Here is a 6,309-nt window from a genome sequence, read left to right as displayed (position 1 = left end):
GGCCGGAAGTCCGTCCGGCTCGCCCGGCGCCCGGCGCCACCGCGGCCCGCAGCCGGAACGCACGCCGCGGGCCGTCGGAACGACGGACGCCGCCTACTCGAAGAGCTTCTTGACGACCCGTGCGGCCGCCTCGCTCTCGGCGGCGGGCGGAGACAGCTCGCTCAGTGTGTCGAGGTCCGTGTCCTCCGCGAGCTCTCTCTCCCAGGCGTCGGCGAGCCGCTCCTGCTCCTCGCGCGACTGCTGCTGGATGTGCTCCCGGTCGTGTGGGCTCAGGGCCGCCAGGAATCGTTCGAGAGTGTCGATCGCCATCCTCTTCTCCTTCGTCACGGGGGTGCCGGACCTGCGGACACCGTTCCAGCGTGATCGGAACGGACGGTTCACCGTCGGCGCCGTGGCCCACTCGGACCCGAGGAGGAACCCGTACGGAGGAACCCGCCGAAGCCGGCCTCCACGACGGAGCGCTCAGCTCCCGTCCTTCCGCTCCCGGAACCGGCCCTCGAACTCGGTGGTGACGATCCGCTCGCCCCGGACCCCGTCCGCGTCGTCGGACGCCGGCCACACACTGCGCGGGCCCCGCACCGAGGGTTCCGGGAACCGGTGCCCCTCGGGCGCGTCCGCGGGCAGCATCCCCGTCACGGTCGCGCCCCCGGGCAGCGGCACATTGACGGTGGCATCCGTGCCCCGCAGGCAGGCGGCCATGATCCGGGACAGCGCCTCGCCGCCCGCACGTGACGGGCCGTGGGTGACGAACCCGGCACGGTGCCTCGTCGAACGGCTCACCGGGACGCTGACGATACGGCCGGCGCCGACGGCCGGCATCCTCGGCGTGACCTCGCGCGCCACCAGGAAGTAGCCGGTCAGGCTGGTCTCGATCACCGCCCGGAAGCCATCCACCGGGACTTCCCGCAAGCCCGGTGGCCGCGTCAAGCAGCCCGGGCCGACCCTGCGCGTGCCGACCGGCGTTGTTCACCAGCATGCCGATGCCGCCGAGCCCATGACAACGGGCCTCTCGGCCCGTGCGGGGTGTACGGGGCGTCAGAGGTCGGCCACCAGAAGCCGGTAGCCGACGTCGATGGTGTCGAGGGCGAGCAGGCCGGAGTGACGGGTGTGCCAGCGCCCGGCCGCCAGGTCGTCCGCCAGCCGGCGCAGGCCGGGCTCGATCCGGTCCTCGCCGGCCTGGGTGAACATGGATATCCCTCCGCGCACCTGCGGGTCGAGGTAGGCGTGGGGGCGGCGCCAGTAGGCGGCGCCGAACCCGTCCGTGCAGTCGTGGGGGACCGGGACCGGCTCCTGACGGGCCCCGCCGAGCAGGTCGACCAGCAGGTCGATCGGCACGGCACGGTCGTCGTCGAACGCTGCCGCCTCGGGCAGGTAATCCCGGACGAGCCAGAACCGCTCGCGGAACACGGCCTGATCCCAGGTCAGCACGACGATGCGGCGGCGGGCGACCCTGCGCAGCTCGGCGATGCCGGCGGCGGGATCGGTCCAGTGATGGATGGTCAGCAGCGCCATGACGGCGTCGGCCGAGTCGTCGTGCAGCGGGAGCTGTTCCGCGACCGCCCGCACGGCGGGCGCGGACTCCGGCGGACGCTGCCCGATCATGACCTGGCTGGGTTCGACCGCGAGGACCGTTCGCGGCGGTTCGTACGAACCGGTGCCGGCTCCGACGTTGACGACGTCCGTCGTGTTCCCGAGCGCGGTGTGGATCTGGGCGGCGATCCTCGGGTCGGGCCGGCGAGTCCGGGCATACGTGGCGCCGAGCGTGTCATAGGTGGCCATGCCGCTCAGTATGCGAAACGGACCGCGGCGCGGCCTCTCCCCGGCGCGAAGTCGATGTCGTACCCGCGTGCCACGGTGCGGACCGTGCAGCTCACCGATCTCACTCCCGACCGCCGGCGGCCCTTCGGCCGGTCGCCCGCCCGTCGCCGGAGTTCGTGTACGGCCCGGAGGGCGAGGGCCTCTGCGAGGAGTGCTCCAACCGGCCGGTGCTCACGCTCCGCGACCGATTCCTGAGCCGCCGTCAGGCGATGGCGGCGGCTCCAAGCACGCCGCCCCTCACTTCCGGGGCCGGGCCGCCGTGCCCCCCTGCGGGCCTGCCAGGCCGGGCGTGTCCACCACGTCCACGTCGTCGGCCCGGACGTAGGCGAGCCGGTGGCCGAACTGGATCTCGTAGTACATCTCCCGGCCCTTCACCACGGGGCTCGGCGAATACTCGAAGGTCGACCTGTCGACGTAGGAACCGGTCAGGCGGGACATCGTCACGTACCGCTGGCCCGCGGCGAGGGTGTACGGCAGCGGCGAATCGGTCGGCTCCTCGATCCCGTCCGGATAGGCGTCCTGCTCCGGCAGGGCCCGCCCGTACACCGGGATCTCGCTCAGGCCGTCCTTGGGGGTCACCATCCTGCCGGACGCGCCGACGGCCGTCGGGTGCTTCTTCGTGTTCTTGAACCTGGCCTACTCGCCCAGGTACCAGATCGCGGTCCAGTCGCCGCGGCGCTCGGCGACCGCGTAGGTCTGACCGGCGGAGACCCGCGAGCCCAGGTCGTTGACGTCCTCCGTGGAGTCCTCACCGTCGGGGTGCCGGCCCGGGTCCTGGATCAGCGGGGCGTTGTCGGCGGGCTCGGTGTGCAGGCGGACGGCGCTGGAGCCGTGCGGCGCACACGGCACGTCGTGCCCGGTGCACCCCGTGAACCGCGGCTTGTAGGTGTGGTAGTCCGGCAGCACCATCACCATGGGGCTGTCCGGTCCGGCCGTGGCACGCAGGGGCGCGCCGAGGAGGTCGAAGTAGTGCCGCCAGTCCCAGAAGGGACCCGGATCGTCGTGCATGTCGGGGATGCTGTCGCCGGTCGGGCCCGGCACGTTGTCGTGGCCGAAGATGTGCTGCCGGTCCAGTGGAATGCTGTACTTCTTGGCCAGGTAGCGCACCAGACGGGCCGAGGACTGGTACATCTGCTCCGTGAACCAGGCGTCGGGGCGTGTGAGGAAACCTTCATGCTCGATTCCGATCGAGCGGGCGTTGACGAACTGGCTGCCCGAGTGCCAGGCCGCGTCCTTGGTCTTGATGTGCTGGGTGATGTGGCCGTCGCTGGAGCGGACCGAGTAGTGCCAGGACGCCTCCGTAGGGTCCTGCACGGTCTGGAACATGGACCACAGGGACGCCTCGGTGTCGTGGATGACGATGTAGTCGATCTTCTGGTCCGTGGGCCGGTCGCCCAGGTCGTGATTGCCGTAGGCGTCGTCGTCGATCTGTGTGTACGGCGCGCTGAGCCAGGAGCAGCGCAGTTCCGGCGGGCACTCGACTTCCTTCGACTGCCCCGCCCCGTTCTGGTTCAGGGCGTGCGGACGGACTTCGGGATCGGCGGCGAGGGTGACGGACTGTCCGGCGTCGGTGGTGCGGTGCGCGCCGTTGTGGATCACCCCGAAGACGTCGTTGGCGAAGGTCGCCGCCGAAGCGGTGTCGCCGCTCCCCGGGAAGCGTGCCACGGCGTCCCACCAGTCGGCCGGGTCGTCGCTGAGCGGCTTGCCCAGCCGCCGCTGGGCGTCCGCCAGGAGAGCCGCGCCGCCGCGCACGTTGGCGGCCGCGTCCGTCCGCAGCCGCGCCTCCGGGGTCCCGGTCAGCTTTGCGGCCCGCTGCAGTCCGGACGGCTGTTCGGAGCGGCCGCCCGATGTCTTCGGGGCGTTCGAGGCGGTCGGTCCGGCAAGCGAGAGGACACTCCCGCTCTGTGCTGTCTCCGGGGACGGGCTCTGGGCCAGCCGGGCGTCAACGAGGTGCATCGGTCCGTAGCCGCCGCCGACGCTCGGCGCACCCCGGTGGGAGTCCCACCGGGACTGCATATAGGACACGCCCATGAGCACGCTCCGCGGCACGTGGTACTCGTCCGCGGCGGTCGTGAAGTCGTTCTCAAGGCGCTGATCGGCTGCCACACCGCCCGGTGCGCCGGTCAGCAGAGGGGTCACGAGCGGAGCCATGAGTGCCGCCGACGCCGTCACGAAGATCGTCCGGCGGTGCCTGCGAACGGCACTGGGGACACGGTGGGCGAAGCGTTTTTTCATTGCAGGTGTCTCCAACCAGGCTCGTCACAAACAGGACGCGGCCAGGACAAGGGAGTTGCCCCTGACGCCACCCCTCGTACGATTCCGTGCCCGGCATGCCCCGTCGCGCCGAGCGTCACTGGCCTGGACCAGCCACCCGGCAGAGGCCACCCGGTCGGCGGCACCAAGTCCGCCCCGGCCCCGACGGCCTGACGCTCAGTCCTGGACGGGGTCCACCCGCCAGTCCGGATGCCCCGGCATGGCCGGGGTGTGCGCCCCGTACAGCCACGGGGTCAGGAACGCGGCCAGGTTCCGGCCCGCGGCCTCGGACGCGAGGGCGATGAAGTCCCGGGTCCCGGCGGCCCGGCCCCGGTACTTCGTCACCCAGGCCTTTTCGATCCTCTCGAAGGTCTCCGCGCCGACCTTCTCCCGCAGGGCGTAGAGCACGAGCGCCGAGCCGTCGTACCGCATGCTCCGGAACAGGGTCGGCTCGGTGGGTTCGGCGGGTGCTCCGTCGTCGTGCCGCCACTGGTCGTGCTGCGCGTAGGCGGCCCGCATGGCCTCCTCGAGGTCGGCTCCGCCGTGCGCGGCCGAGTAGAGGCGTTCGTAGAAACGGGCGTGACCCTCGCTCAGCCACAGGTCGGACCACCGCCGGATGGCGACGCTGTCGCCCGTCCAGTGATGAGTGAGTTCGTGGACGAGGTCCCGCTCGGCGTCGACCCGGTCACCCAGCAGGTCGGCTTCCGGCACGACGGACAGCGACTGCGTCTCCAGGGCCACCGGCAGATCGGTGTCACCCACCAGCACGCCGTAGCGGTGGAACGGGTACGGCCCGAGCCGCTGCTCCAGCCAGTCCAGGTGATCGGACGTCAGGGAGCGGTACGCCTGGGTGTCGGTCACCAGGCCGCCGGGGACCACGTCCCGCACGGGCAGTCCGCGCGGGCCGGTGCTGTCGACGAAGGTGTACTTGCCGATCGCCATCTGGACCAGTTGCGCGGCGACCGCCTCCTCGGAGTCGTACGTCCACCGGACGCGTCCGTCGGGCTGCCGGACGCGCTCGACGAGCCGGCCGTTGGCCACCGCGCTGAGGTCCGGTGGCGTGGTGACGTGGAAGGTGACGCGGGCCCGCAGGCTCGGGTGGTCGTCGGCCGGGAAGATCATCTTGGCACCGTCGGGCTGCGCGTACAGCACGGTGCCGTCCGGGGTGGGCACCCAGCCGTAGTCCTGGATCGCGTCGTCGCGGTGCCGTTGCCGCGTCGGGTCGGCGGTGTAGGCGACGCGCACGGTGAACGCCCGGCCGTGGGGGATCGGCCTGGCGGGAGTGACGACGAGTTCGTCGCCGTCGCGCACGGCCGCCGCCGGGGCGCCGTCGACGGTGACCGAGTGCAGCGTGTTGCCCGCGAAGTCGAGGTCGAAGCGGGACAGGGCCTGGGTGGCGGTGGCGTTGATGGTGGCGTTCGCCGGGAAGGGGGTCTGCGGTGCCCGCCAGTCGAAGTCGAGCGTGTAGTGGCGGACCGTGTAACCGCCGTTGCCGTCCAGTGGCTTGAGCGGGTCGCCGATGCCCCGGGCGCCGGGTGAGGGGGCCTCGCCCGGAGCGACGGCGGAGGGACCGGGGGCGGGGGAGCGGCGGTCTTCGTGCGGCAGTGTGCCGATGAGCGCGACGGCGCCGGCGATGCCGCAGGCACCGGTGAGGGTGAGGGCGAGGATCGCGCGGCGGCTGCGCGGGCTCCGGCGGGAGCCGCGGCGGGGGCGCTCACCGTCCCGGCCGCCGGCGGTCGTGATCTCCATGGCCGCACTATGCACCAAGAGTTCTTATTGACTGCTTATGTGCTCACGTCGAACGCTCCAATGGACCAGCGGATGAAACGGCACCCATCACCGTCTTCGAACTGACGCGGCCTCACGACGTTCACTCGGACGGGTTGTTCCCACGGCGTGGCGCGGGCGCGCGGGCATGGCCGCACCCCGACCGGAGAGACATCGAGCGTGCACGAACCGACATCGAGCGGTCCGCTCCCGGCGCCGCGTACGCCGCCCGCGTCCGACGTGGTGTTCACGGCGGCCTTCGCGTCCACCCGGCAGTGGTTCGCGGGACGGCCGCGGGCGTGTCCCGACGGCGGTCCCGCCCATCCGGACGACGACGAACCGGACCACTTCGCGGACGACGACCACTGCCGCTCGGGGCTCTTCCGGGCCACGCGCCGGGCGGACGGCTGGTGGAGCACCGGTCCGCTGACGACGGAGGGCAGCGTGGAGACGCTGTCTCTTATACACAAA

General features: G+C 71.9%; 4 protein-coding genes and 2 pseudogenes. 1 reads left to right on the top strand and 5 read right to left on the bottom strand.

Features of this window, described 5'->3' with window-relative positions; translation table 11 throughout:
• Positions 1 to 93: 93 nt before the first annotated feature.
• The 5 genes and pseudogenes from ACFW2E_RS21625 to ACFW2E_RS21605 all read right to left on the bottom strand — a co-directional run bounded on the left by ACFW2E_RS21625 (position 94) and on the right by ACFW2E_RS21605 (position 5,820).
• A complete protein-coding gene (locus tag ACFW2E_RS21625; protein ID WP_384468693.1) occupies positions 94 to 309 on the bottom strand; it encodes a hypothetical protein in 216 nt (71 codons plus the stop codon).
• Between the two features lie 153 nt (positions 310 to 462).
• Entirely contained in the window at positions 463 to 909 is a 447-nt protein-coding gene (locus tag ACFW2E_RS21620; protein ID WP_384468692.1) for an SDR family oxidoreductase, read from the bottom strand.
• Positions 910 to 1,035: 126 nt separating this feature from the next.
• The gene (locus ACFW2E_RS21615; RefSeq protein ID WP_384468691.1) at positions 1,036 to 1,779 is read right to left on the bottom strand and encodes a methyltransferase domain-containing protein; all 744 of its coding nucleotides are present in this window, start codon (positions 1,777 to 1,779) and stop codon (positions 1,036 to 1,038) included.
• Positions 1,780 to 2,055: 276 nt separating this feature from the next.
• A pseudogene (locus ACFW2E_RS21610) lies at positions 2,056 to 3,969 on the bottom strand (N-acetylmuramoyl-L-alanine amidase).
• A 279-nt stretch (positions 3,970 to 4,248) separates the two neighbouring features.
• Positions 4,249 to 5,820: a M1 family metallopeptidase gene (locus ACFW2E_RS21605; protein WP_384468690.1), complete on the bottom strand. Its 1,572-nt coding sequence runs from the start codon at positions 5,818 to 5,820 to the stop codon at positions 4,249 to 4,251.
• A gap of 198 nt (positions 5,821 to 6,018) precedes the next feature.
• On the opposite strand from ACFW2E_RS21605, the pseudogene ACFW2E_RS21600 reads away from it, so the two are divergent.
• Positions 6,019 to 6,309, top strand: a pseudogene (locus tag ACFW2E_RS21600) (beta-glucanase); the annotation flags it as partial.

Origin of the sequence: Streptomyces sp. NPDC058964, assembly GCF_042741275.1 — a bacterium.
Classification (GTDB): domain Bacteria; phylum Actinomycetota; class Actinomycetes; order Streptomycetales; family Streptomycetaceae; genus Streptomyces.
Note: the sequence above shows the minus strand (reverse complement) of the source record. Positions and strands in the feature narration are given on the sequence as shown.

What these genes read in the sequence shown, in the direction of transcription:
- ACFW2E_RS21625 (WP_384468693.1), bottom strand. Translation starts at nt 309, where the DNA reads ATGGCGATCGACACTCTCGAACGATTCCTGGCGGCCCTGAGCCCACAC.
- ACFW2E_RS21615 (WP_384468691.1), bottom strand. Translation starts at nt 1,779, where the DNA reads ATGGCCACCTATGACACGCTCGGCGCCACGTATGCCCGGACTCGCCGG.
- ACFW2E_RS21605 (WP_384468690.1), bottom strand. Translation starts at nt 5,820, where the DNA reads ATGGAGATCACGACCGCCGGCGGCCGGGACGGTGAGCGCCCCCGCCGC.